18 protein-coding genes are annotated in these 23,819 nt (G+C 33.9%); 12 read left to right on the top strand and 6 right to left on the bottom strand.

The annotated features are described in order from the left end of the window. The first annotated feature begins 92 nt into the window (after positions 1-92). Positions 93-236 (top strand): hypothetical protein, encoded by a 144-nt coding sequence (locus IWX84_RS10485; protein WP_196850700.1) that lies wholly within the window; start codon positions 93-95, stop codon positions 234-236. On the opposite strand, the gene IWX84_RS10480 is transcribed toward IWX84_RS10485, so the two are convergent. Both IWX84_RS10480 and pyrF read right to left on the bottom strand, forming a co-directional pair. Continuing rightward, complete coding sequence (locus tag IWX84_RS10480) at positions 231-971, bottom strand: ABC transporter substrate-binding protein (protein ID WP_196850712.1); 741 nt, start codon at positions 969-971, stop codon at positions 231-233. The genes IWX84_RS10485 and IWX84_RS10480 overlap by 6 nt on opposite strands. 321 nt (positions 972-1,292) lie before the next feature. Beyond that, positions 1,293-2,120 carry an orotidine-5'-phosphate decarboxylase gene (gene pyrF / locus IWX84_RS10475; protein WP_196850699.1) on the bottom strand — a complete coding sequence of 276 codons (828 nt, stop codon included), beginning with the start codon at positions 2,118-2,120 and terminating at the stop codon, positions 1,293-1,295. 305 nt (positions 2,121-2,425) lie between these two features. Between pyrF and IWX84_RS10470 the strand changes: the two genes are divergently transcribed. Then, positions 2,426-2,695 carry a hypothetical protein gene (locus IWX84_RS10470; protein ID WP_196850698.1) on the top strand — a complete coding sequence of 90 codons (270 nt, stop codon included), beginning with the start codon at positions 2,426-2,428 and terminating at the stop codon, positions 2,693-2,695. A gap of 110 nt (positions 2,696-2,805) precedes the next feature. On the opposite strand, the gene prfA is transcribed toward IWX84_RS10470, so the two are convergent. Further along, positions 2,806-3,882: a peptide chain release factor 1 gene (gene prfA / locus IWX84_RS10465; RefSeq protein ID WP_196850697.1), complete on the bottom strand. Its 1,077-nt coding sequence runs from the start codon at positions 3,880-3,882 to the stop codon at positions 2,806-2,808. A 228-nt stretch (positions 3,883-4,110) separates the two neighbouring features. Here prfA and IWX84_RS10460 point away from each other — a divergent pair, with 228 nt between their 5' ends. From IWX84_RS10460 to IWX84_RS10445, 4 genes are all read left to right on the top strand, one after another. Then, positions 4,111-4,590, top strand: coding sequence for a DUF6265 family protein (locus IWX84_RS10460; protein ID WP_196850696.1), 480 nt, complete (start codon positions 4,111-4,113; stop codon positions 4,588-4,590). Positions 4,591-4,806: 216 nt separating this feature from the next. Next, entirely contained in the window at positions 4,807-7,119 is a 2,313-nt protein-coding gene (locus IWX84_RS10455; protein WP_196850695.1) for a DNA topoisomerase 3, read from the top strand. Between the two features lie 621 nt (positions 7,120-7,740). Further along, entirely contained in the window at positions 7,741-9,954 is a 2,214-nt protein-coding gene (locus IWX84_RS10450) for a TonB-dependent siderophore receptor (protein ID WP_196850694.1), read from the top strand. Positions 9,955-10,107: 153 nt separating this feature from the next. Then, the gene (locus IWX84_RS10445) at positions 10,108-10,656 is read left to right on the top strand and encodes a PepSY-associated TM helix domain-containing protein (RefSeq protein ID WP_196850693.1); all 549 of its coding nucleotides are present in this window, start codon (positions 10,108-10,110) and stop codon (positions 10,654-10,656) included. Positions 10,657-11,523: 867 nt separating this feature from the next. Here the strand turns inward: IWX84_RS10445 and IWX84_RS10440 are convergent. Beyond that, entirely contained in the window at positions 11,524-14,157 is a 2,634-nt protein-coding gene (locus IWX84_RS10440; protein WP_196850692.1) for a valine--tRNA ligase, read from the bottom strand. 162 nt (positions 14,158-14,319) lie between these two features. Here IWX84_RS10440 and IWX84_RS10435 point away from each other — a divergent pair, with 162 nt between their 5' ends. Beyond that, the gene (locus IWX84_RS10435) at positions 14,320-14,709 is read left to right on the top strand and encodes a DUF1573 domain-containing protein (RefSeq protein WP_196850691.1); all 390 of its coding nucleotides are present in this window, start codon (positions 14,320-14,322) and stop codon (positions 14,707-14,709) included. Positions 14,710-14,765: 56 nt separating this feature from the next. Here IWX84_RS10435 and IWX84_RS10430 read toward each other — a convergent pair whose 3' ends face one another. Then, positions 14,766-16,100 (bottom strand): PDZ domain-containing protein, encoded by a 1,335-nt coding sequence (locus IWX84_RS10430; RefSeq protein ID WP_196850690.1) that lies wholly within the window; start codon positions 16,098-16,100, stop codon positions 14,766-14,768. Positions 16,101-16,225: 125 nt separating this feature from the next. Here IWX84_RS10430 and IWX84_RS10425 point away from each other — a divergent pair, with 125 nt between their 5' ends. From IWX84_RS10425 to lgt, 5 genes are all read left to right on the top strand, one after another. Then, positions 16,226-17,446 (top strand): pyridoxal phosphate-dependent aminotransferase, encoded by a 1,221-nt coding sequence (locus tag IWX84_RS10425; protein WP_196850689.1) that lies wholly within the window; start codon positions 16,226-16,228, stop codon positions 17,444-17,446. A gap of 237 nt (positions 17,447-17,683) precedes the next feature. Continuing rightward, positions 17,684-18,355 (top strand): GTP cyclohydrolase I FolE, encoded by a 672-nt coding sequence (folE, locus tag IWX84_RS10420; protein WP_196850688.1) that lies wholly within the window; start codon positions 17,684-17,686, stop codon positions 18,353-18,355. 135 nt (positions 18,356-18,490) lie between these two features. After that, positions 18,491-19,969 (top strand): cysteine--tRNA ligase, encoded by a 1,479-nt coding sequence (gene cysS, locus IWX84_RS10415; protein WP_196850687.1) that lies wholly within the window; start codon positions 18,491-18,493, stop codon positions 19,967-19,969. A 32-nt stretch (positions 19,970-20,001) separates the two neighbouring features. Further along, positions 20,002-20,241, top strand: coding sequence for a membrane protein insertion efficiency factor YidD (yidD, locus tag IWX84_RS10410; RefSeq protein ID WP_196850686.1), 240 nt, complete (start codon positions 20,002-20,004; stop codon positions 20,239-20,241). A gap of 66 nt (positions 20,242-20,307) precedes the next feature. Next, a complete protein-coding gene (lgt, locus tag IWX84_RS10405) occupies positions 20,308-21,237 on the top strand; it encodes a prolipoprotein diacylglyceryl transferase (RefSeq protein ID WP_196850685.1) in 930 nt (309 codons plus the stop codon). Positions 21,238-21,351: 114 nt separating this feature from the next. Here lgt and IWX84_RS10400 read toward each other — a convergent pair whose 3' ends face one another. Next, positions 21,352-23,655 (bottom strand): T9SS type B sorting domain-containing protein, encoded by a 2,304-nt coding sequence (locus tag IWX84_RS10400; protein ID WP_196850684.1) that lies wholly within the window; start codon positions 23,653-23,655, stop codon positions 21,352-21,354. Between the last annotated feature and the right edge of the window lie 164 nt (positions 23,656-23,819).

Below are 23,819 nucleotides of genomic sequence, written 5' to 3'. Positions count from 1 at the left end.
AAAAATAGAACAATAATTTTAAATTCAATTCTTAACAAATAATAATGCGGAATTATTATTTACAAAACGTAAATTTGCAAAAAATTACACCCATGACTGGATTATTGAAAGAGAAAAGTGAAATAGAAAAGCTTCAAAAAGAATACCAAACACTTTTTGAACAAAATTTTAATATTGAAAAAACGCCTACTGAAACTGTTATAGAGGAATTAGTCTTGGAAGAATGTGAATCATAATTTCAGATGCAATTTCTTGAAGTACTCAAACGCTTTTAGCAACCTGCTTCCATACCAGGAAAACATTTCACCGTCAACAAACACCGTTTTGGCATGATGAGTATGTCGCCCTATCTCAAAAGCATCTTCTTCTTTGAAAGGAAAGGGTTCTGAAGACAAGAAAACCAAATCCGGATCGCCTTCTAAACGCATTTTTTTGAGTTCAATTTCTGGATAGCGTCCCTTGTTCTGGTAGATATTTTCAAAATGATTCAGTTTCAATAATTCATTGATAAAATTGTCTGAACCAGCTACCATATAAGGATTTTTCCAAATAAAATAAGCCGCTTTTAGTACCGGTTTATCTTTGACGAAGTTTTTAAAATCGCTCAAGGCAAAAGCCAATTTATCGTTCCATTTTTGCGCTTCGGTTCTACAATTGAATAGCTGACCAAAATCGAAAATCATTTGGAAATTATCTTCAATCGTGATGATATTAGTAACCCAAACTGGGCAAATTTTACTTAATTCATTAACAATTTCCTGAGTATTTTCTTCTTTATTGCAAATAATAATATCAGGTTGTAACAGTCTGATTTTTTCAAAATGCACTTTTTTAGTTCCACCAACAATTTTCTTGGTCGATTTAAAATGATACGGATGCACACAGAATTTAGTGATTCCAATAATTCGATCTTCCAAACCTAAATCATACAACAATTCCGTTTGTGATGGAACAAGCGAAATGATTCGCATAGGCGAAGTCGCAAATGTGTGGGAGGCTCCAAGTTGATCGATTAGATTTTTTTGTTTCAAGTCTAAAGTTTAAAGTTGATACTATTGATGAGTAAGTTTAAAGCTTTTTCACCATTAAGAAATTAAGAAAAATTAAGGATTATAAAGTTTAAACATAATGTCTGCAAATTGTTTCCATTTTAAGATTTAACCATTAAGAAAAATAGAAAAATTAAGGCACAAAATTTTCTATTCTAATCTTTGGGCAAGCTTAATGATACTTAATTTCTTAATGGTTTAAAATTAAGTCCCATTGAATTCAAAAAATTTTATAAAAAAACTTTAAACTTTAAACTTTAAACTAATTAATCCTTCCATTTCCTGTTGCATTTTCAACGCTTCTTCTCTTGCTTTTTCGGCAAAATCAGTTCCGTTTGAAGCGTAAATAATCCCACGAGATGAATTGATAAGCAATCCTACATTGTCATTCATTCCGTATTTACAAACTTCGGATAAGCTTCCGCCCTGTGCTCCCACTCCAGGAACAAGCAAGAAACTGTCTGGCACAATTTTACGAATATCAGTGAAATACTCCGCTTTTGTAGCCCCGACAACGTACATCAGGTTTTCAGCGCTTTTCCAAGTTTTAGAGGTCTCCAGCACTTGTTTGTATAATTCCTTACCATTAATATTCAAGGTTTGGAAATCGAATGCGCCTTCGTTTGACGTTAAAGCCAACATTATGGTATGTTTATTTTCGAAAGCCAGAAAAGGCTCCACTGAATCTTTCCCCATATAAGGCGCCACCGTAACACTATCGAAGTTTAAATCTTCAAAAAAAGCTTTGGCATACATGGAAGACGTATTCCCTATATCACCCCGTTTTGCATCGGCAATCGTGAAAATATCGGGATAATTTTCGTTGATGTAATTGATCGTTTTTTGCAACGACATCCACCCTTTTATTCCGTAAGCTTCATAAAAAGCAGTATTGGGTTTATATGAAACTACCAAATCATGAGTGGCATCGATTATGGCTTTATTGAATTCGAAAATTGGATCTTCCAGTTCTAATAAATGCTGCGGAATTTTATTCAAATCAACATCGAGTCCTACGCACAGGAACGATTTTTTGGTTTGAATTTGGTCTATTAGTTGTTGTGTTGTCATTTTTTAAATTGTGAACAGCAAATTTATAAAAAAAACACCGAAAGGATTAGAGGATTATCAACTTAAAAAAAATCAATAATAATATACATTTTATTCAATCTTCTTTAATCTGAATCCTTTCTTGCAATTATTGCAAATGCTGACATAGATACAGGAAAGACTCCGAAATATTTTAGATTAAAAGCATTTGATTTTCAATTAAATAAGAGTTAATTATGTAAGAAAATTTAAAATTTATATAACAAAAAAAATCCAAACCTGCCACACCTTTGCACCGTTAATCCAACAAAGTAAAAATAAAAAACATGAAAAACTTTATCTTATCAGCAGCATTAATTGCAACAACAGTTTTGTTCGCAAACCCAATCGAAAAAACGCAGGCAACTACCATTTCAAAACAAAAAAGAAGTGAGATTATCAAAAAAACAGACAAAACTGTTTACTTCTGGGAAATAAATACAGCAAGTGGATACGCAAGTGGTTACACTATTTCTCAAGCTCAAGCTAAAAAAACAATAAAATTAATGGCTGATAATGACTTCGTAAGCTATAAAATTATTGAAGCCTATAAATAGTTTTCAAAACTAAATATAGGCTTCAATAGCTTATTTTTATAAAAATACATTTCCCTTCTAAGGTCCCGAGGAATACAAAAAAAAGTGAAACGAATTTCACTTTTTTTTATTTAAAATACCTCGCTGGCTTCTTTTAATTTTTCCATGTTATTGACTAGCGCTAATTCGTCAACGATTTTCTGAATGTCCCCATTCATGATATTTCCTAAATCGTACAAAGTTAGTCCTACTCTATGATCCGTTACACGACCTTGTGCATAATTGTAAGTACGTATTTTAGCGGAACGGTCACCAGAACTTACCTGAGAAGTTCTTTTAGTGGCATCTGCTTCTTGTTTTTTGGCTAATTCCTGTTCGTATAAACGGGAACGCAAAACACCCATCGCTTTATCTTTATTCTTATGTTGCGATTTTTGATCCTGACATTGCGCCACCAATCCTGTTGGAATGTGCGTCAATCGAACAGCGGATTTTGTTGTATTTACTGATTGTCCGCCTGGTCCAGAGGAACAGAAAAAATCCACACGAACATCGTTCATATCGATTTGCACATCAAATTCTTCGGCTTCCGGAAGCACCATTACGGTCGCTGCCGATGTGTGAACACGACCTTGAGTTTCCGTTTGTGGCACGCGTTGTACACGGTGAACTCCAGCTTCAAATTTCAAAGTTCCGTAAACGTCTTCTCCTGTAACTTCAAAAATCACCTCTTTAAAACCACCCGAAGTTCCTTCATTCATATCCACAACCGAGGTTCTCCAACCGCGATTCTCACAATATTTAGTGTACATACGAAATAAATCTCCGGCAAAAATACTGGCTTCATCTCCACCTGTTCCCGCACGGATTTCTACCATAACATTCTTGGCGTCTTCTTCATCTTTTGGAATCAACATGAATTTTATTTCATCTTCTAATTCTGGCAATCTTTCTTTTGCTTCGTCTAGCTGCATTTTGGCCATTTCGGTCATATCTGCATCACTATTATCAGCTATTATTTCATTTGCTTCTTCGATATTCGCCATCAAAATTACATATTCATCGCGTTTTTCTGCCAAAGCTTTTAAACTCTTGTACTCTTGATTCAATTGCACATAACGCTTCTGATCCGAAATAACATCTGGCTGGATGATTAAATCCGAAATCTCATCGAAACGTTGTTTTACTATTTGAAGTCTATCTAACATATTCTTAGTCCTTATATTTGGAGTGCAAAATTACGAAAAATAGTTTATAGTTAAGTCTAGTTTCCCGACAGTTTTTTTTGGAGCTATTTCCAGCTATCCGCTATATCTTTTTAGGGTTAAATTCCTCTGTCATTCAACCCTAAAAAGGATACCGCTTTTATCTGGGCTAGTTGCAGTCTTTTTCATAATTTTGCATTGTTTTCAATAAACCCTTTAGTTACAATTCACATGAAAAATAAAGCCACGGTTATCTTATTATTTTTATCTTTTTTCGCTTGCAAAAATTCTGATTCCAATGAAAAAGATAAAATCAAATTATCCCGTTGGCTTCTGGGAAACTGGGAAAATAAAACACCAGATGGAAATCTCTCTGAAAATTGGAAAAAAGTAAATGACAGTACTTTCCAAGCAAACTCTTATTTTATAAAAGGAAAAGACACCGTTCATTTTGAATCCATACTACTGAACCAAAAAGGAGAACAATTAACTTACAACGCAACTGTAAAAGGACAAAATAACAACAAACCGGTTACTTTCAAACTCACCAATTCAACCGAAAAACAATTATTTTTTGAGAACCCAAAACATGATTACCCTAAAAAAATCATTTACACCCAAATCGCCGATGACAGTTTAGTAACCGAAATCTCTGGGATACTACAAGGAAAACCAAGCACAGAGAAATATATAATGCTACGAACTAAATAAAAAAAATAATTACTACACTTCATAGAAACGACCTTGCTTGAATAAAGCAAAGTCGTTTTTTATTTGGAATAATAATGATTCAAAAAAAGTAAAAAACGCTACTCAATAAAGCTGATTTTATTATTCCCATCTGGAGCTCGTTCATAACTCCATAAAATTTCTCTTTATTACCAATTTCTAAATTCCTAATTTGCGGTCTCAAATCAGTAGGATAAAATGAAGGTCTGTATTGCAGAAAAACCAAGTGTAGCACGCGAAATCGCATCCGTTTTGGGCGCAAATACCAAACATGACGGTTATTACGAAGGCAATGGCTATATTGTAACCTACACCTTTGGTCATTTATGTACCTTGAAAGAGACTAATGATTATAAACCGCACTGGAAAAGTTGGGATTTAAACAACCTACCCATGCTTCCCGAAAAATTCGAAACCAAAGTGGTAGAGAATTCCGGTATTCAAAAGCAATTTAAAATTATAAAAAGTTTATTTGACAAAGCTGATTTGGTCATCAACTGCGGGGATGCTGGTCAAGAAGGAGAATTGATACAACGCTGGGTCATGAATGAAGCCAATTATAAGGGCGAAGTGAAACGTTTATGGATTTCATCCTTAACTACCGAAGCCATTAAAGAGGGTTTTGAAAACTTAAAACCATCATCCAACTATGATAATTTGTACTATGCGGGATTTTCCAGAGCCATTGGCGACTGGTTATTGGGTATGAATGCAACGCGCTTGTACACCGTAAAACATGGTGGGTACAAACAAGTATTGTCTATTGGAAGGGTGCAAACCCCAACATTAGCGATGGTTGTGGATCGTTTTAAGGAAATTGAAAATTTTAAACCGCAGCCGTATTGGGAGCTACAGACTTTGTATAGAGAGACGCTTTTTAGTTATGAAGAAGGACGTTTTTTGAAAAAAGAAGACGGAGAAATTTTAGCCAATAAAGTCAAGGAAAGTGATTTTGAAATTGTTTCTATCGAAAAAAAGAAAGGCAATGAGTTTGCCCCAAAGCTATTTGATTTAACTGGCTTACAAGTATATTGCAATACGAAGTTTGGGTTTACGGCAGATGAAACTTTGAAAATTGCTCAAACTTTGTACGAACAAAAAGTAGTCACCTACCCTAGAGTCGACACCACTTTTTTACCAAACGATGTTTACCCAAAAGTAGCGGCTATTCTTCAAAAGCTTACCAATTATTCCTCATTAACGGAACCGCTATTAGGAAAAAAAATTATAAAATCGACTAAAGTTTTCAACGATAAAAAAGTAACGGATCACCATGCGATTATTCCAACGGGGATTCAAACTAATTTACAATACAATCAGCAACTGGTATATGACATTATTACCAAGCGATTTATTGCCGTTTTTTATGATGATTGTTTGGTAGCCAATACCACCGTAATAGGAAAAGCAGCCGATGTAGTTTTCAAAACCACAGGAAAAGAAATCTTAAAAAAAGGATGGCGAGTTGTTTTTGAAGACACAAATGCCAAAGAAAAAGAAGCCGATCTTTTGCCGAGTTTTGTCGAAGGCGAAAAAGGGCCACACCAACCCTCGTTTTTAGAAAAAGAAACCAAACCACCCAATCAGTTCACGGAGGCGACGTTATTACGTGCCATGGAAACTGCAGGAAAACAAGTGGATGATGAAGATTTACGCGAATTGATGAAAGAAAATGGTATTGGGCGTCCATCAACACGGGCTAATATCATTGAAACACTTTTCAAACGCCAATACATTGTTAGAAATAAAAAACAGGTATTACCAACGCCAACCGGAATTCGGCTTATTGATACCATTCAAAATGATTTGGTAAAATCAGCTGAACTAACGGGATCTTGGGAAAAGCAATTGAAAGATATTGAAAAAGGGACGTATAGCGCCGCTGGATTTATTAACAATATGAAACGCATGGTCGAAGCTTTGGTATATGAAGTACGAAGCGAAACCACGCGCGCCAATATTTCGCATGCAGGAAGTATTCAAAAACAAGAGGCAACCGTTGAGAAAAAGAAAGCAGCAGGAATTATGGCCGAAGTTTGTCCGAAATGTAAAAAAGGGACACTTGTAAAGGGGAAATCGGCCTACGGCTGTGGGAATTATAAAGCAGGCTGCGATTTTATATTGCCCTTTACATTTGCAGGAAAAAAAATATCAGAGATTCAATACTTGCGATTACTTCAAAAAGGGTCTACGGTAAATTTAAAAGATTTTAAAACCGATGGAGGCATTGTAGAAGGTCTAATTCGTTTTGATGAAAACTTCAAACTCAAATTAGAACCTAAGAAAACAGCACCTCCTACTCCATCAACAGAAAATAAAGCCCCTTCAGATGCTTTGCCTTGTCCAAAATGTAAAAACGGAACGGTTATCAAAGGGAAAACCGCTTATGGTTGCAGCCATTATAAATCGGGCTGCGATTTTAAAGTAACTTTTGATGTGGTCAGAGAAAAATTAAAAGATCAAAAACCCACTAAGGAATTGGTTTATAAAATTTTGAAAGACCATGTTTAATTAAGTTTATCGCTATTTTGGAATTTGCAAACTACAATTCAAGCTTGACTAAAAAGATGTGTGGCAAACGCATGGAAGAATATTTTTAAAAGTTCAAACCACATAAATACACTTCAAGTATTTAGAATAGAAAGAAATTTAATTTTGTACAAAATCCATATTTATCGGTAAAAACCATTTCTTTTTAAAACTCTTATTTCAATATTTTTTGGATTAATCTTTCCGTTTAGAAATAATGATTTCACGCGGTAAAAAAATATTATGAATTCAAAAAATATTTAGCATTCAGCATCTAAGCTACAAAAAACTGGTCTTAATTGGAATCGTCTAACAGTGCTTCTAATTCGACACAATTTGCTCAAAAAAATTAAGACACCTCTTTAAAATCGAATTAAAAAAGAAAGTTTTACTTAACATTTCTACATTGGAAACTATAAAAGCGTTTCAAAATCATTGTCATATACTTGGATTAAATCAAAATTTCAATTCATAAAAAATTGATTTTCAATTCAATAAAAATTAGTTTAAATTATTATTCATATTTAATCTAAATAAGTTTTTTTAATTCAAATGTGGGTTTTATATTTGCACCGTTATTTTTAATTATTCCAAATAAACGACATGAAATATATTTTATTCCCCACATTAACTTTACTATTCTGCCTTTCTACACAAGCACAAGAAACAGCAAACGCTTCTGAAAACTCAAATATTATTGAAAATATTGATACCGTTTCTGATACCGTTAAAAACAAAAAAGGAGGAATACTCAAAGAAGTTATTATAACACAAAATCAACAAAAAAAACCGGTTTCTGCTTTGCGATCAGGTTTAAAACCAATGGAGATCCCACAAAGTGTACAAATAATTGGTGCTGAAATTATAGAGCAACAACAAAGTATACGATTGAGCGATGTGATAAAAAATGTAAATGGAGTTTACGTTGGTTCCGCTCGTGGTGGAGCACAAGAAACATTTTGGTCTAGAGGATACGATATGTCATCGAACAATATGTTTAAAAATGGCTTTCGTTTAAATGGCGGCTCAGTTCCAGAAGTTTCTTCTTTAGAAAAAGTAGAAATACTAAAAGGTAGTGCAGCCTTATTATATGGAAATGTCGCTCCAGGAGGTATTTTAAACATGGTAACAAAATCACCTTCCTTCAAGAAAGGCGGAGAAATAGGAATGCAAATGGGAAGCTATTCCTTTTACAAACCATCAATCGATATTTATGGTCCTCTAAATAAAATTATCGCCTACCGCTTTACAGGTTCTTATGAAAATTCAGAAAGCTTTAGAGATATAGTAAAAAAAGAACGTTATTATATCAACCCCTCTTTTCTTTTCAAAGTGAGTGATAAAACAGAAATTACGTTACAAGGAGATTATTTAAAAGACAATTGGACACCCGATTTTGGTACAGGATTAATTGGTAAAGAAATTGCAAATCTTCCTCGCAATCTATATTTAGGAGCGACTTGGTCTAACGGACAAACCAAACAAGCTAGTGTTTCAGGATTGGTAAGCCATGATTTCAATAAAAACTGGGAATTAAATTTCAATTCTTCTTTCCAAGATTACAACAGAACTTCTAAAGCAACGGAACGTATTCAACCTGCAGCTAATGGAGATTGGAAACGACCATTGGGACAAAACAATAACTTGGAACAAATTATTGGAGAACAAATAAGTTTGCAAGGAAATTTCACAACAGGGAAAGTAAAACACCAATTATTCACAGGTGTGGATCTAGAAAACTCATTTTTACAAGCCTATACCTTTATATTTAATCCTACGACTTACGGTAGTGGTAATATTTTTGATTTTGATAATTTCAATCAAGGAGGAGCAATCCCAGAGGATAAGAATACTAAAATAGTAAAAACAGACACGAACCGTTTTGGAGTTTACGCCCAAGATCTAATCTCAGTTACCGAAAAATTCAAGGTTTTAGCAGGATTACGTTGGTCTTGGCAAGAAGCACAAGTTAACACATATGATTTAACTAAGAGTCCTGTTATAATTACAGAAGCTCCAAAACGTGCAGACCAAGCCTTCTCACCAAAAATAGGACTTGTGTTTCAGCCGACAAAAGAAATGTCATTATTTGCAAGCTATGCAAACTCTTTTACTCCAAATTCAGGAACAACTGTTGATTTAAAAGCAATTAAACCGTCCGTTATAGATCAATATGAAGTGGGTGTTAAAAAAGATTTCTGGAAAGGACTCTTAAGCACAAACGTAACTCTTTATCAGATTACCAATAGTAATTTGGCACAAACAGCCGAATTTAAAGCCGATGGGTCAAACAATACAGATGCAGCAGTAAAAGTTTTAAGCGGCGAAACTAAAAGTAAAGGGGTAGAAATAGATCTTATTGCAAAACCAATTGAAGGTTTGAATATTATGGCTGGTTATAGTTATAACGACATGCGCTATACTAAAACTTCTGGTTTGAAAGGAAGCTTCATAGAAGGAGATCGTATAGCAAGAACGCCTGCAAACACCGCTAATTTAAGCTTTTTCTACACCTTGCCGTCAGGCGTATTAAAAGGGGCTTCCCTTGGAGCTATAGGAAACTATATCGGAAAAAGAGTGGCTGGATGGAACAATCAAATTGACGCATCGTTACCGAATGGTATTTACGACAGAGAAATTCCATTGGAAGGATACACCACAATAGATTTATCAGCAGGTTATACTTGGAAACAATTTTCAATATTATGTAAATTATCTAATATCACTAACGAATTGAATTATACCGTTCATGAAAATTATAGTGTGAATCCAATTGCGCCACGCCAAGTAATGACGAGTTTAAAATACAAATTCTAATAAAAAACTAAAATTTTGGAATTCAGTTTTGGAATGGGAACAAAATCAAGTAGTATTGCAAACGAATTGATTTACCTCATTTAAAATTAAACCTTTTACTTTTAAATAAGTCCAAAAGGCAAAACAACCCAAAATAAATTCAGCTTTCAAAAAATGAAAAAGAAAACCTTCAGAAATTTACATCGTGACTTAGGCTATTTCTATATTGGACTAATCGTTTCCTTTGCATTATCAGGACTTATGATGAATCACAGAGATTCATGGCATCCCGAAAAATATACTACTGAAACTAAAGTCATTCAAGTACAACTTCCAGACGAAAGTAAAATAGACGATAAATTTGTTGAAGATTTAGGAAAAAAGTTAGGCATCGAAGATAAAATGAGACGTCAAACGGTAAAAAAAGGAAATTTAAAAATTTCTTTTGAAAACCATGATGTAGAAATTGATGTAAAAACCGGAAAAGGCGAAATCGTCTCGTTCCTGAAAACCCCAATTATAAGTCAAACCATGAAATTACATAAAAACGAGTCCAATTTCTGGATCTATTATTCAGATATTTTTGCTTTGAGTTTAATAACAATAGCACTAACCGGAACAATAATGATAAAAGGGGGGAAATTCAGTTTCAAACAACGTGGCTGGAAACTGGCTTTAGCTGGCGTTCTATTTCCAATTTTATTCTTGATTTTATTTGGATAAAAATTTACATACGCACCTATCTAAAATCCTTCTAGTTTTAATACCTAGAAGGATTTTTTTTGCTTTAAAATATGCTAATTATTAAGTTTCTGTTGAAAAGATAATTTGTAAAAAATATAGTATATATTTGATAATAAATACAACGATATAAAGTTTTATTTATACTCTTATTTTCGGCTAACTTACGAAAATCGATTTCGAGTTCAAATTAGCTATGAGCGCGTTTTAAAAAACAAAACTAGGTTTGCTAAAGCCAAAGGGCTGACCACCCAATGTGACAAAAACAAGAAATAAAAGTGGAGTCTAGAACCCACTAAAAAAAACAGGGCGTATTCCGAAAAGCCATATGAATAGGATTTAAATAATTAAGATATAATGTTTAATAATTTTAATTTGACTGATAAGTTGCTTTTTGTAGCGGCTTTTGCCTCGTTAGTTTACTCTGAAATTTTGTTTTTTTATGGTCATGAAAATCAAGCGATTTTTATAGGACTTTGGGTACCCTCAATACTGGGTTTTGGAATTTACTTACATGTAATAAAAAAAAATAAAAATGATTAATTTTATACCCTATTTCGCAGCAATAATAACCGTTTTATTTGGAATTGGATTTGCCTATGCTCTTACAAGTAAAGGTAAAAACGATGATAATAAGTGAATTAAACCAGTACAAAACGAGGATTAGGTTTATCGGTATTTAGATTATTTTTTAAGAAGCAAATTGCTAAACTTGATTTTTAAAACTTTGCCTCAGAGAGGATACTGAAGTGGAAACACAAAGTAAGCTATGAAAAGTAATCCCAACAAAAAATCCCAATCCTGAAAATTTCAGTACTGGGATTTTGTTAATTAAAAAAGAATCTAATCTTATTTCAGTCCGGCCAAACTATGCTCAATAGTTTCAATTTTAGACAAAGCATCTGCTTCTTTCTGTTTTTCATTTGCCAAAACTTTCTCAGGCGCACCGGCAACGAATTTCTCGTTAGACAATTTCCCTTGAACTGATTTTAGGAAGCCTTTGGTGTATATCAATTCTGCGTTCAATTTAGCAATCTCTTCTTCAACATTTATGTTTCCAGTAATCGGAATAAAATATTCATTTGATTTTACTCTAAATGATAAAGCGCCATCCACTTTTTCAGAAACATATTCTAAGGAAGTGATGTTTCCTAATTTGGTTACAACCGAATCAAAATAAGTTGAAGCTTTATCATTATTGACGATTTTCAATTCAATAGTATCTTTGAAAGGAATATTTTTGTCTTTACGAATCGTTCTTATTCCTGAAATTACATCAATCGTATTATCAAAATCAGTAATTAAACTTACATTGAATGGTTTCATTTCGGGCCAAGTAGAAACGATTAAAGCTTCCTCTGTCGTTCTTTCGGCAAGAATTTGCCAAATTTCTTCTGTCAAGAATGGCATAAACGGATGCAATAATTTCAAGTTATTTTCCAGCATTTCTATTGCTTTCGCAAAAGTAACGTTGTCAATTGGTTGTTGGTATGCCGGTTTTATCATTTCCAGGAACCAAGAACAGAAATCGTCCCAAACCAATTTGTAAATTGCCATTAACGCATCGGAGATTCTGTATTTTTCAAAATTGTCTTCGATTTCCAAAAGTGTTTGTTGCAATTTGGCTTCATACCATTCGATAGCTACTTTTGAAGATTCCGGCTGTGGAATTGAATCTGAAACTTCCCATCCTTTTATCAGTTTGAACGCATTCCAGATTTTATTTGTAAACCCTTTTCCTTGGTTACACAATTCTTCGTCAAACATAATATCGTTTCCTGCAGAAGCGCTCAAAAGCAATCCTACACGAACGCCATCAGCACCAAATTTTTCTATCAAATCCAACGGATCTGGCGAATTACCTAATGATTTAGACATTTTACGTCTTTGTTTATCCCGAACCAAACCGGTCAAATATACATTTGTAAATGGTTTTTTACCAGTATATTCGTATCCTGCAATAATCATTCGAGCTACCCAGAAAAACAAAATATCCGGACCAGTAACTAAATCATTGGTTGGGTAATAGTATTTAAAATCCTCATTATCAGGATCCATTATTCCGCCAAAAACCGACATTGGCCAAAGCCAAGAAGAAAACCACGTGTCAAGAGCATCAACATCTTGTCGTAAATCTTTTGTTTCCAATTTAGGATTTGCCGATTTTTCCTGTGCTAATTTCAATGCTTCATCGATAGATTCAGCAACCACAAAATCTTCTTTACCATCTCCGAAGAAATAAGCAGGAATTTGTTGTCCCCACCACAATTGACGGGAAATATTCCAGTCACGGATATTATTTAACCAATGAGCGTACGTATTATTAAAACGAGCGGGATGCAATTTAATTTCGCCATCCACTAAAACCGATTTAATGGCTGGCTTAACTAAATCTTCCATTTTTAGGAACCATTGGTCGGATAAACGAGGCTCAATTACCGCTTTGGTTCTTTCCGAGGTTCCCACTTTATTCAGGTGAATTTCTGTTTTTGTTAAAGCACCAATAGTTTCTAATTCTTTAGAAATTTCTTCGCGAACAACAAAACGATCTTTTCCTTGATACTGTAATCCAAAACTATTCAACGTTGCATCTTCATTGAAAATATCAATAATTTCAAGATTATGCTTCTCTCCTAGCGCTTTGTCATTCATATCATGAGCAGGAGTCACTTTTAGACAACCTGTTCCAAATTCGATATCTACATATTCATCTTCGATAATAGGAATAATTCTTCCGCATATTGGGACAATTGCTTTTTTACCTTTTAAATGTGCAAAACGTTCGTCATTTGGATTAATACAAATAGCAGTATCTCCAAAAATAGTTTCCGGACGCGTTGTAGCAATAGTTAGGAAATCTTCACTTCCTTCGATTTTATATTTTAGAAAATACAATTTCCCTTCTTGTTCTTCATAAATTACTTCTTCGTCAGACAAAGTAGTTTTTGCTTCGGGATCCCAATTTACCATTCGGTATCCTCTATAAATCAATCCTTTGTTATATAAATCTACAAAAGAACGAATTACTGAAGCTGACATATCTGGATCCATCGTGAATTTTGTTCTTTCCCAGTCGCAAGAAGCACCCAGTTTTTTCAATTGGTCCAAAATTACGCCACCATATTTATCAGTCCATTCCCATGCATGTGCAAGAAACTCCTCGCGTGTCAAATCATTTTTATTGATTCCTTGCGCTTTTAATTTGGCAACAACCTTAGCTTCAGTAGCAATGGAAGCGTGATCAGTTCCAGGAACCCAACATGCATTGAAACCTTTCAAACGTGCTCTTCTTATCAAAACATCCTGAATCGTATTGTTCAACATGTGTCCCATGTGCAAAACTCCAGTTACGTTAGGCGGAGGAATAACAATGGTATATGGTGTTCTATGATCTGGCTCTGAGTGAAAATAATTATTCTTCATCCAGTAGTCATACCACTTATTCTCAATAGTTCTAGCGTCAAATTGTGCAGGAATTGTCATAAAAAGCAACTGTTAAAACCAAAATTAAACTTTGGTCTGATATTTGTAATTGATATAGGGAACAAAAGTAAATAATTAAGTAGACTATAAAAAGAGAAATAAATATTTGTACGTTAATTAAAACAAAGTATATTTACTCAAATGATTTTAAAAAAATTTAAAATGAAAAAAATAATTACGTTAATCGCAATCCTTTTAATAAGCAGTGTAGGTTTTGCACAATCTGGCCCTAAAATTGATTTTACGGCAAATGATAATACGATTGATTATGGAAAAGTTTCAAAAGCTAATGATAATGGTGTCCGGGTTTTTGAATTTACCAATACAGGAAATGCGCCTTTAATCATTACCTCAATACAGTCCACCTCAAATTGCACCATAGTATCGAGTACAAAAGATCCTATTCTGCCTGGTAAAAAAGGAAAAATAGAGATTAAATATTCTATGAATGCAGGACCAATTCGAAAAACAATTACTGTAGAATCCAATGCTGTTAATTACGACGAAGGAAGAGTTGCTCTGAAAATAAAAGGAGAAGTAATTGCCAATTAAATTCACAATATATATTTTAATTAGCGCTTTATGAAAATTTCATAAAGCGCTTTTTTTTATAAAACATCTTGCAACTGAAACCTGAATTTTAGAATTTTACTTTCTCTTTCAATTTCCATCACAATCCATACTTCATTTTCTGATTTCATAAGCGCATTTATTTCCTGCAATGAATACTTATAGGTTGGATTTCCATTTATGGAGATAATTAGGTCCCCTTTTTGTAAACCCAAGGCCGAAGCAGGTGAATTTTTCCGCACATTTGCAATTGAATAAATAGGCTTTAGATTAAATTTATATCTAAATTCATTACTGTTTTTTTCTGTTTTTGTTTTAAAAGGATTTTCCGCCACTATAACTGGAACGGTCTGCAGGTAAACCGTTTCTTGTACCCATATCATTCCTTGTTGCTGGATTTCAATTCCACTTCTGTTGTAATTAAAAGGAGAATTAAATTCTTTGTTTTTCTTTAAATAAAGCAGGGAATTAGTATAATCGAGAATAATTGTAAATCGTCTCAAAATTTCACCTCCTACTGAACCTACTCGGCCAGGCACCATTTTCACACTCTTTATTGAAATTGAATCAGGGAAAGCGACAATAGGTTTTTTAAATTCAAATTCAGCCATTTTAAATTTAAAAATCCGAGCTCTTTTTCCTTCCACATCTCCACTAAATCCTTTGCCTAGATAATCTTGGAAATTTTTAGGAGGTACTTTTATCCATTCCGCTTTTTTATCAAAAAGCCAAAGGGCATCACTGCTACCAATGTCAATTAATAATTTTGCAGGAACTTCTACTGAATCAATCATTACACCATTTATTATGTATGGTTTATTTCTCTCTATCGTGATAGGAACCTTAGTGAATTTTTTTTCTATTTTTTTTCTATTTTTTTCAATGTCGCGATGAATAATGATTCTTTTTTTTTCGTAATTGATTTCCACCAGATTATTTTTAAAAAAGTTATATCCAATAATTCCATTTACAGGAATTCCAACATGAGAAGAAAGATTAAACTCTTGGTCTAAAACAATATATAATAAATGATTGGAAGATTTTAGCCCTTGAATTTCTAAGATATTATTGGTCGATTTCAATCCTTCAATTGCCTCTTCGCTTCCTAAACCTCTTAAAATAATTTTTTCAACATTTAAAAAGCTAATTTCTTTTTTTTCTTCCAAACTAAACAAAATAGTCTCTTCAACACCGGAATCCAATAAAAAATTTAATTCTACACCATTGACTTTAATTGGAATAAAAATCAAATTATTAATGAATTTAAATGGAATACTCACTTTATCCCCTTTATTAGTAAATTTAAATTCATCTTGGCCCAAAATAGGTCCAATGCAAACCGCAAGAAAAAACAATAAAAATACTTTTTTCATTTAAAATCATTTTTATAAAATTACACAAAATATTGAATATTTGTATAGAATTCACAACAATTACAATTCTGTTTAACAGAAATTTTCAAAAAAAAAATGCAATTTTGCACTTCAATAATTGAACCATGCCAAAAATATCCAACAAAGGCAAGAATATGCCCGAATCACCAATTCGTAAATTGGCTCCTTTTGCTGATATAGCAAAGAAAAAAGGACATAAAGTATATCATCTGAACATAGGTCAACCCGATATAAAAACACCTGAAATAGCCATTAATGCGATAAAAAATATTGATTTAACTATTTTGGAATACAGTCATTCTGCAGGGAATGAAAGCTATAGAAGAAAATTATCCCAGTTTTACAAGCAACAAAATGTAGCCGTAGAATTTGAAGATATTATAATTACTACCGGAGGTTCAGAAGCGCTATTATTTGCCTTAGGTACTATTATGGATCAGGGAGATGAAATCATTATTCCTGAGCCTTTTTACGCCAATTACAGTGCTTTTTCCACGGCATCAGGTGGTAGTGTAGTTCCTGTAATTTCAACTATTGACACCGGATTTGCTCTTCCGTCCATTTCCGAATTTGAAAAGTTAATTACACCTAAAACAAAGGCTATACTGATTTGCAATCCGGGGAATCCAACAGGCTATTTGTATTCAAAAGATGAAATCATGCAATTGGCAGCACTAGTAAAGAAATATGATATTTTTTTAATTGCTGATGAAGTGTATAGAGAATTCATTTATGATGGGGACACTCATTATTCTGTAATGAATATTCCAGGGCTTGAAGAACATGTAATCATGGTTGATTCTGTTTCAAAACGATATAGTATGTGTGGTGCAAGAATAGGATGTCTTGTTTCAAAAAATAAAGAAGTAATGGCAACTGCCATGAAATTTGCCCAAGCTCGATTGAGTCCACCAACTGTGGAACAAATTGCCTGTGAAGCGGCAATTGACACTCCAAAAAGTTACTTTGATGAAGTAATTTCAGAATATAGAGAGCGCAGGGATACCCTAATAGCTGAATTAAATAAAATAGAAGGTGTAATTGTGACTAAACCAAAAGCGGCATTTTATTGCATTGCACAACTTCCTGTTGACAATGCCGATATTTTTGCACAATGGCTTTTGGAAAGTTATGATTTCAATGGCGAAACCGTTATGGTAGCTCCCGCTGCAGGATTTTATTCGACTCCAGGAATGGGTTTAAATCAAGTCCGTATTGCTTATGTATTAAAAAAAGAAGATCTAATAAGTGCTGTACGTGTTTTAAAAGAAGCTATTCCAATTTATAATGCCATACGATTAAAAAAACTAATCGCCGCCCAATAATTGCGAGTTAAAAAATCTTGGTTTTATTATTCCAGCAATCTAAAAATCATAAATACTTTAGTAAAGGCAATAACCAAAAAGTTATTGCCTTTAGTTTTTAAAGCTGATTTATGGACTGAAATTCCCATTCATCAGCCTAAAGTCATCATTAAATAGTGAAAGCGATAGAAATTCTTTAATTTTTATTAATTATCTTTACGCCTTAAAAATATACACCCACTATAATAGTTGCTTTTAATGATAAATAACGAAGAATTTCAAGACGAAATAGGAGACAATCACATTGGTTTATCTGCAAAAAATCCGGTACGCGAAGATGCTTTTGCTATTTCTGATGAAGAAAAAATAGAAAAAATAAAAAAAGATGTTGAAAATATTCTAATTACACTTGGAATGGATTTGACGGATGACAGCATGAAAGGTACGCCCAACCGTGTAGCCAAAATGTTTGTAAAAGAAATTTTTGGAGGATTGAATCCTGCAAAAAAACCAAAAGCTTCTACATTCGACAATAATTATAAATACGGCGAAATGTTAGTTGAAAAAAACATTATCGTTTATTCTACCTGCGAACATCATTTATTACCAATTATAGGAAGAGCTCATGTTGCTTATATTTCTAATGGAAGAGTTATTGGTCTTTCAAAAATGAATCGAATTGTGGAGTATTATGCCAAAAGACCTCAAGTTCAAGAGCGTTTAACAATGCAAATTGTTCAAGAATTGCAAATTGCTTTAGGTACTGAAGATGTAGCTTGTGTAATTGACGCAAAACATCTTTGCGTAAATTCAAGAGGAATTAGTGATATTGAAAGTAGCACAGTGACCTCTGAGTTTGGCGGAAAATTTAAAGACAGTGTAACTCGAAGAGAATTTTTGGATTACATTAAATTAGAAACGAAGTTCTAAAATAAAATAAATTTCATTAGTATCGATAAGCTCTAGCCCTGATGGAAGCGGCATCCTTTTTATGGTCTCGTTCCAAAGAACGAGACCATAAAAAGATATAGCGTACAGCGGGAAATAGCTCCAAAAAACACTCAAATGCCATTATATAAAAGTCAGACTCTAAAAATATACAATTCTCTTTCGGGAGAAAAAGAAACTTTCACACCTATTCACGAAGGAAATGTGGGAATGTATGTATGCGGACCAACGGTTTACAGTAATGTGCACCTTGGAAATGTGAGAACATTTATGTCATTTGATGTGATATTCAGGTACTTTTTGCATTTGGATTACAAAGTACGTTACGTTCGTAATATTACAGATGTGGGTCATATTGTGGATGATGTTGATGAGGGTGAGGATAAAATTGCGAAAAAAGCACGTTTAGAGCAGCTGGAACCTATGGAGGTGGTGCAGCGATATACGGTCGATTTTCATGATATTTTGAATGCTTTCAATTTTTTACCACCAAGTATTGAGCCTACTGCTACAGGACATATTATTGAACAAATAGAAATTATCAAAACTATTGTTGACAAGGGAATTGGTTATGAAGCCAATGGCTCAGTGTATTTTGATGTGGTAAAATTCAATAAAACCAATCATTACGGTATATTAAGCGGCAGAAATATAGAAGATATGCTTGCTAATACCCGTGATCTTGACGGACAAAGTGACAAAAGGAATCCACAGGATTTTGCGCTTTGGAAAAAAGCAGAGCCACAACATATCATGCGTTGGCCTTCGCCTTGGAGCGATGGTTTTCCGGGCTGGCATCTAGAATGTACTGCGATGAGCACAAAATATTTAGGCAATCATTTTGACATACATGGTGGTGGAATGGATTTGAAATTTCCTCATCACGAATGTGAAATTGCACAAAATGAGGCTTGTACCGGTCAAACCCCAGTAAACTATTGGATGCATACCAATATGCTGACGTTGAATGGTAAAAAGATGGCTAAATCTACCGGAAATAATATTTTGCCAAGAGAAATTTTAACGGGAGATAATACCATTTTAAGCAAAGCTTTTTCTGCATCGGTAGCTCGATTTTTTATGCTACAAGCACATTACAGAAGCATCCTCGATTTTTCTGATGATGCTATTGTTGCCGCCGAAAAAGGTTATAAAAGATTGATGGATGCTATAGAATCATTGAAAGAATTAGGTTCAAGTTCTAGCAGCACATTAGATATTGCAGCTTGGGAACAATCTGGCTATAACGCCATGAATGATGATTTTAACACTCCAATTTTGATTGCACAATTATTTGAAGGTGTTCGCTTTATTAATTTGTTAAAAGAAGGCAAAGAAACGTTGACTGCAACTGATTTAAAGAAATTTACTAAAGCAATGGAAGCCTTTGTTTATGACGTTTTAGGTCTTGAAGACGAAAAAATTTCAGACACTAACAATGACAAATTGGAAGGAACAGTAAATATGCTAATTGAAATGAGAAAACAGGCTAGGGATAATAAAAACTTTGCGCTGTCTGATCAAATTCGGGATCAATTGATAGCTTTAGGAATTCAATTGAAAGATGGAAAAGAAGGAACCACGTTCTCGATATAATTGTGATAGTTTTTCCATTAGAAAATTAGATCATGAAATTAATTACACCCTTTGTCATTTTAGTACGATTTTACCAAAATGCAATTTCACCCTTTACTCCTGCTGCCTGTAGATTTGAACCTACTTGCTCGTCCTATATGATAGAGGCATTACAAAAACATGGTTTGTTTCAAGGTGGGTTTTTAGGGATAAAAAGGATTTTGAGTTGTCATCCCTGGGGCAGAAGCGGTTACGATCCTGTACCGGAAAAAAAATGCAATCATGAACATTAACCTTTTATTGGTACGAATTTTACTTTAATTCTTTATTTTTACAACGCACTAAAAAAACAACAATAAATGACACATGCTTTAAATATAGTTTGGAATCCATCAGAAGGAATTGATTTAGGTTTTTTTGTAATTAGATATTACAGTTTAATGTTTGTAATCGCCTTTGGATTAGGATGGTACATCATGAAGAATATATTTGAACGCGAAAGTGAATCATTAGAAAAACTAGACTCTTTATTTATTTGGACTGTTCTTGCTACTTTAGTTGGAGCGCGGTTGGGTCACGTTTTATTTTATGATTGGGAATATTTCCGCAATCATTTACTTGAAATATTTCTACCCTTTCGCTTTACACCAAATTTTGAATTTACGGGTTATCAAGGATTAGCAAGTCATGGCGCAGCAATATCAATTATTATTGCCATGTATTTTTACAGTAAAAACATATTAAGAAGACCACAATTATGGATTCTAGACCGAATCGTAATACCGGTTGCCAGTGGCGCTATTTTTGTACGATTAGGTAATTTCTTCAATTCTGAAATTGTCGGAAAAGAAACAACCTCTTCTTTTGGAATTCGTTTCCTTCGAGATAAATTTAGTCCCAATGATGCCGTTAATGCAACTCAAATAGCTAATCCAAAAGATGCTTACCATGCTATTGCTACCGATCCTAAATTTGCTACTTTATTAGAACAAGTTCCTGCGAAGCATCCTGCGCAATTATATGAAGCGTTTTGCTATATTTTTGTTTTTGCTATTTTGTTTTTCTTGTATTGGAAAACAGATGCTAGAAAAAAATCAGGATTTTTATTTGGATTATTTTTAGTGCTATTATTTGCAGTTCGTATGGTCGTGGAATCAGTAAAAGAAAGCCAAGGAGGATTTGAAAACGCTTTAGGGTTGCTATCTACCGGACAGTGGTTAAGTATTCCGTTTATATTAATTGGTTTCTATTTTATTTTCACCGCCGAAAAGCCTGTAAATATAATTTAGAAGAAATTAAATTTAACAAATATAAAGTTGTGTTTTTTTTATCATTGTCTAAAAAACATCAACCATTAGAATATCAAAAACCTCAAAAGTTATGCTTTTGAGGTTTTTTGATATTTATCTTTTTAAGGAAAAATGGGATTTGAATATTTTGGAAATATCATTCTCGACATATTCAACGCTAAACCAGTAATCATTCGAGGGCATTGCATGTCCGTTATACATTCCATCCCATCCTAAACTTTTTGTACTAATTTCTTTTAGCAATTTACCATAACGATCAAAAATAAAAATTCTACTATTTGATAAATAATCTAGAGAAAAAATATTCCAATTATCATTAATGCCATCATTATTTGGAGTGAAATATTTAGGATAATTAATGACTAAAACATTAGATTTTGTTATTGGAGCATTACAACCAAATTTATCTTTTACCGTAATCGCATGCGTACCATATGACACATATTCAAAAACTGGGCTCTCTTGAAACGGCCCATCATCCAGTTGATATAAATAATCTCCTGGCGCAGTAGCGGTGATAGTTACCACTTGGTTTTCAGCAAAAGCTTGCGTAACAGTCCACTCTACTTTTACGAGCGTGTTCGAAGGCGTAACGGTAACACTTATAGTTTTTGATATAGCGCATTGATTCGCATCTGGCGTAAAAATGTACGAACCGTTATTCATATTATCAATTACAGCAGGTGACCAAGTCCCCTTAACTCCATTAGGAGATGTCAATGGCAAAACAGGAGGAACACTTCCTGCACAAATTGCAAAAGAACTAAAAGCGGGGCTTACACGAGGATTAACAGTAACGATTAATGTTTGGGTTGTAGCACATTGATTCGCATTAGGGGTAAACACATAATTTCCGCTAGCCGTATTATTAATTGTCGCTGGTGACCAGGTTCCTGATACTCCATTAGGGGAAGCCACGTTATTATCTAAAATTGGCGCTGAACTTCCTTCACAAAAGGAGGCAATCGCTGGAAAGTTAGGAACTGTTTTTGGAGTAATTGTAACATTTAGTGTTTGTTTAGTAGCACATTGACCAGCAGCAGGTGAAAAAATGTAAGACCCACTGGCTGTTGTATTGATCGTTGCAGGCGACCAAGTACCGTTGATCCCATTAGGCGAAGTAGTGCCAAAAACAGGAGCTGGATTCCCAGAGCAAATAGGCGCTATATTAGCAAAATTAGGAGCAATATTTGGCTCAATAGTTATTGTTTTGGTAGTCGCCGGTCCGACAACACATTGCCCCGAATTTGGAGTAAAAGTATAAGTAACCGGTCCCAGAATCGAAGTATTGACCGTACTAGGGCTCCAAGTTCCTGATATAGCCGGTGTGTTATTTGAATTTAATGGCAATACTGGCGCTGTCGCATTTTGACAAACAGTTGCCGGAATGGTTGTGAAATTCGGTGTTGCTTTTGGTGTTATCGTAACAGCAAGCGTTTGTGTCGTGGCACAAGGAAAGGAAGTAGGGTTTGGAGTAAAAACATAACTCCCGCTAGTCGTATTGTTTATTATTGCTGGCGCCCAAGTTCCTGTAATTCCGTTTGGTGATGTATTCCCAAATAAAGGAGCGGTATCTCCAGAGCAAAACGGCGGAATTGCAGGGAAATTGGGTGTTACTGTTGAAGTACCACAAGGCACGGTACAAGTTAAAGTTAATGCAGGCGCACAAGGGCGTGTTGCTGCCGTTAAAGTTAATGTAGCCGATTGTCCTGGTAACATATTCGGAACTAAATAATGTGACACTCCTGTATTTCCTTTTACTAATGGACCACCTTCAATAGAATAACTATAATTATAAGAATTATCAGGTATTAAGGGTAGATTGTTTGACCAATCAAAAAGGACCGAATTATTAATTGTGGCTGGAGGAGAATAATCCAAAGAATAAATTGGAATCTGCGAAGGGTCACATCTAAAATTAAGAATAGTAGCTCCATTATCAGCAACAACTATTACATCAATCTTAGAGCGGGTACTTTCAACACCGCTTACAGTCTCACTTACATAATATGATGTCGTTCCTACACTAGTTGTTGAAGGAGTCGGAGCTGTTGAAGATGCCGTTCCTCCTGTTGCGTTTGTCCCATACCAATTTAAAGTTCCTCCCGCGGAAGGAGTCGCTGTTAAAGGATTAGCCACTTTATTTTGACAATAATAAATTGGTGAAGTAACTGTTGGCGGAGGAGTGGCAATATTAAAAAATTCAGAGGATTTGTTTAGATTTCTTAAAATACTGCTGGTAATATCAATTGCAGGGGTGAATTTTGAGTTATTTAAATTAGTTGCAACAGTAGTAGTCTCAATTTTAATTTCTACTTTATTACTAACTTCACGAGCAAAAAGATTAACATTAATAAGCAAATACATAAAGATTAACAACTTAGTAGATTTCTCCATCGCTTTAAATTTTTAAGATAACTTTAAATACAAAGTGGTAATATATTGGGATTGCTTAGTAAATATATAAAATTAGTAATAATTATAAATTTATTTTTTTAAATATTATTGACTTCGAGGATATAATAATATCAATACCAGGTAATTAATTTCAACTTCAAACT

The sequence above is a fragment of the Flavobacterium sp. CG_9.10 genome (genome assembly GCF_015752245.1).
In the GTDB taxonomy this organism is placed as follows: Bacteria; Bacteroidota; Bacteroidia; order Flavobacteriales; family Flavobacteriaceae; genus Flavobacterium.
Note: the sequence above shows the minus strand (reverse complement) of the source record. Positions and strands in the feature narration are given on the sequence as shown.

Bases quoted from the DNA above. Each gene is read 5' to 3' on its own strand.
- IWX84_RS10400 (WP_196850684.1), bottom strand. From the start codon at position 23,655: ATGGAGAAATCTACTAAGTTGTTAATCTTTATGTATTTGCTTATTAAT.
- yidD (WP_196850686.1), top strand. From the start codon at position 20,002: ATGAAATTAATTACACCCTTTGTCATTTTAGTACGATTTTACCAAAAT.
- IWX84_RS10440 (WP_196850692.1), bottom strand. From the start codon at position 14,157: ATGACAATTCCTGCACAATTTGACGCTAGAACTATTGAGAATAAGTGG.
- IWX84_RS10455 (WP_196850695.1), top strand. From the start codon at position 4,807: ATGAAGGTCTGTATTGCAGAAAAACCAAGTGTAGCACGCGAAATCGCA.
- IWX84_RS10435 (WP_196850691.1), top strand. From the start codon at position 14,320: ATGAAAAAAATAATTACGTTAATCGCAATCCTTTTAATAAGCAGTGTA.
- IWX84_RS10480 (WP_196850712.1), bottom strand. From the start codon at position 971: ATGCGAATCATTTCGCTTGTTCCATCACAAACGGAATTGTTGTATGAT.
- IWX84_RS10460 (WP_196850696.1), top strand. From the start codon at position 4,111: ATGAAAAATAAAGCCACGGTTATCTTATTATTTTTATCTTTTTTCGCT.
- lgt (WP_196850685.1), top strand. From the start codon at position 20,308: ATGACACATGCTTTAAATATAGTTTGGAATCCATCAGAAGGAATTGAT.
- IWX84_RS10450 (WP_196850694.1), top strand. From the start codon at position 7,741: ATGAAATATATTTTATTCCCCACATTAACTTTACTATTCTGCCTTTCT.
- cysS (WP_196850687.1), top strand. From the start codon at position 18,491: ATGCCATTATATAAAAGTCAGACTCTAAAAATATACAATTCTCTTTCG.
- pyrF (WP_196850699.1), bottom strand. From the start codon at position 2,120: ATGACAACACAACAACTAATAGACCAAATTCAAACCAAAAAATCGTTC.
- IWX84_RS10485 (WP_196850700.1), top strand. From the start codon at position 93: ATGACTGGATTATTGAAAGAGAAAAGTGAAATAGAAAAGCTTCAAAAA.
- IWX84_RS10470 (WP_196850698.1), top strand. From the start codon at position 2,426: ATGAAAAACTTTATCTTATCAGCAGCATTAATTGCAACAACAGTTTTG.
- IWX84_RS10445 (WP_196850693.1), top strand. From the start codon at position 10,108: ATGAAAAAGAAAACCTTCAGAAATTTACATCGTGACTTAGGCTATTTC.
- IWX84_RS10425 (WP_196850689.1), top strand. From the start codon at position 16,226: ATGCCAAAAATATCCAACAAAGGCAAGAATATGCCCGAATCACCAATT.
- IWX84_RS10430 (WP_196850690.1), bottom strand. From the start codon at position 16,100: ATGAAAAAAGTATTTTTATTGTTTTTTCTTGCGGTTTGCATTGGACCT.
- prfA (WP_196850697.1), bottom strand. From the start codon at position 3,882: ATGTTAGATAGACTTCAAATAGTAAAACAACGTTTCGATGAGATTTCG.
- folE (WP_196850688.1), top strand. From the start codon at position 17,684: ATGATAAATAACGAAGAATTTCAAGACGAAATAGGAGACAATCACATT.